This is a genomic window from Vibrio wakamikoensis, from assembly GCF_050337275.1.
In the GTDB taxonomy this organism is placed as follows: Bacteria; Pseudomonadota; Gammaproteobacteria; order Enterobacterales; family Vibrionaceae; genus Vibrio; species Vibrio chaetopteri.
This window is the reverse complement of record NZ_JAKJST010000004.1, coordinates 1-2,979: the sequence shown is the minus strand read 5'-3', so window position 1 is coordinate 2,979 and position 2,979 is coordinate 1. Positions and strand designations below refer to the sequence as shown.

At 48.4% G+C, this 2,979-nt stretch carries 1 protein-coding gene; it reads left to right on the top strand.

All coding sequences use genetic code 11. The features are described from left to right. Positions 1-2,979: cadherin-like domain-containing protein (locus tag L4C42_RS00360; RefSeq protein WP_429758865.1), on the top strand; the 2,979-nt coding region annotated here is incomplete at both ends.

Genomic DNA, 2,979 nt, shown 5'->3' with positions numbered 1-2,979 from the left:
TCAAGATGAAGATGGTGCGACGGTTGATACCGTCATTAACGTTGATGTACTTCCTATCAACGATGCTCCGGTATCCGGCGACCTAGCATACAGTGTTGATGAAGATGGAAGTGTGACATTGTCACAAGAGCAGCTTCTATCACAAGCATCAGACGTAGAAGGTGATGACCTAACAGCCGCCAACTTAAGTGCGGGTGACAATGCGACTGTAACCGCCAACGAAGACGGCTCTTTCACCATTACCCCAGACGCAGACTTCAATGGCGATATTGCTCTAAGCTTCGACATCTCAGATGGCGCCGACACCATCGTGGCTAACGCCGACCTCACTGTGAACCCAGTGAATGATGCCGCAGTCGTGGAAGATGTGGGTTACACCATCCAAGAAGATGGCTCGTTGACCTTTACGGATGAGCAGCTTCTCGCAGGTGCATCTGACATTGATGGGGATAACTTGTCTGTTGCCGATGTTAGCTACTCTGGTACCGAAGGCGTCTTCACGGATAACGGTGATGGCACGTATACCTTCGCACCAAACGAAAACTTCAATGGTGACGTCGATTTAAGCTTCTCAGTGAGCGATGGCACGACCACCACGGAAGCCATCATTGATGTGACGGTTGAGTCTGTTAATGATATTCCTGTTGCGGGTTCAACCACATACTCAGTTGACGAAGATGGCATCATTACCATCTCTGAAGACCAATTGCTTGCCAACTCAAATGATGTTGAAGGCGAGGTGAGTGTTGATGATGTCTCTTACTCAGGTACGGACGGTATCTTCACTGACAACGGTGATGGTACTTACAGCTTCGCACCAAACGAAAACTTCAACGGCAATGTGTCTCTCGACGTAGCTGTTTCTGATGAAGACGGCGCTACGGCAGATACAACTGCGGGTATTGACGTTATTGCCGTCAACGATGCGCCAGTTTCTGGTGACTTGGCTTATTCAGTCGATGAAGATGGTTCGATCACCCTGACTCAAGAGCAATTGTTGTCTCAAGCGTCTGATGTCGATGGTGATGATCTGACTGCGGCTAACTTGTCAGCAGGTGACAATGCGACTGTGACGGCCAATGAAGATGGTTCATTCACCATCACACCGGATGCGGACTTCAATGGTGACATTGACCTAAGTTTTGACATCTCTGATGGTACCGACACCATCGTCGCCAATGCTGATCTCACTGTGAATCCAGTGAATGATGCAGCGGTTGTGGAAGATGTGGGTTATACCATCCAAGAAGATGGCTCGTTGACGTTTACTGATGAACAGCTTCTTGCGGGTGCGTCAGATATTGATGGTGATGACTTGTCTGTTGCTGATGTTAGTTACTCAGGCACGGAAGGTGTGTTCACCGACAATGGTGACGGCACCTATACCTTCGCACCAAACGAGAACTTCAATGGTGAAGTCGACCTAAGCTTCTCAGTGAGCGACGGTACAACGACCACTGAAGCCAACATTGATGTGACCGTTGAGTCTGTCAACGACATTCCTGTTGCGGGCTCTACTACATACTCAGTCGATGAAGATGGCATCATCACTATCTCTGACGATCAACTACTTGCCAACTCAAGTGATGTTGAAGGTGAAGTAGCGGTTGATGATGTGTCTTACTCAGGCACAGACGGTATCTTTACTGACAACGGTGATGGCACTTACAGCTTTGCACCAAATGAAAACTTTAACGGTAACGTCTCTCTTGATGTCACCGTGGTAGATGAAGATGGTGCAACAGCTGATACCACTGCGGGTATTGACGTCATTGCCGTCAACGACGCGCCAGTTTCTGGTGACTTGGCTTACTCAGTTGATGAAGACGGTTCTATTACCCTGACTCAAGACCAACTATTGTCTCAAGCGTCCGATGTAGACGGTGATGATCTAACTGCGGCTAACTTGTCAGCAGGTGATAATGCTACTGTAACGGCGAATGAAGATGGTTCATTCACCATCACTCCGGATGCGGACTTCAATGGTGACATTGACCTAAGTTTCGACATCTCAGATGGCACCGACACCATCGTAGCCAATGCAGACCTCACTGTGAATCCAGTGAATGATGCAGCGGTTGTGGAGGATGTGGGTTACACCATCCAAGAAGATGGTTCGTTGACGTTTACTGATGAGCAGCTTCTCGCTGGTGCGTCAGATATTGACGGGGATGACCTATCTGTTGCCGACGTGAGCTACTCAGGTACAGAAGGTGTGTTCACTGACAACGGTGACGGTACCTATACCTTCGCACCAAATGAGAACTTCAATGGTGATGTCGACTTAAGCTTCTCAGTGAGCGATGGTACGACTACGACAGAAGCTAACATTGATGTGACTGTAGAGTCTGTCAACGACATTCCAGTGGCTGGTTCAACGACTTACTCGGTCGATGAAGATGGCATCATCACCATCTCTGATGAACAGCTACTTGCTAACAGTTCAGATGTAGAAGGTGAAGTCGCCGTTGATGACGTGTCTTATTCAGGCACAGACGGTATCTTTACTGACAACGGTGATGGCACTTACAGCTTCGCACCAAATGAAAACTTCAACGGTAATGTCTGTCTTGATGTCGTTGTTGTAGATGAAGATGGTGCAACTGCTGATACTACGGCGGGTATTGACGTTATTGCCGTGAACGACGCGCCTGTTTCTGGTGACTTGGCTTATTCCGTTGATGAAGACGGTTCTATCACTCTGACTCAAGACCAACTATTGTCTCAAGCGTCCGATGTAGACGGTGATGATTTAACTGCTGCTAACTTATGCGCCGGTGATAACGTTACCGTTACCGCCAACGAAGATGGCTCTTTCACCATCACTCCAGATGCGGACTTCAATGGCGACATTGACCTAAGCTTCGACATCTCAGATGGCACTGACACCATCGTGGCTAATGCTGACCTTACTGTGAATCCAGTGAATGACGCAGCAGTCGTGGAAGATGTAGGCTACACCATCCAAGAAGACGGTTC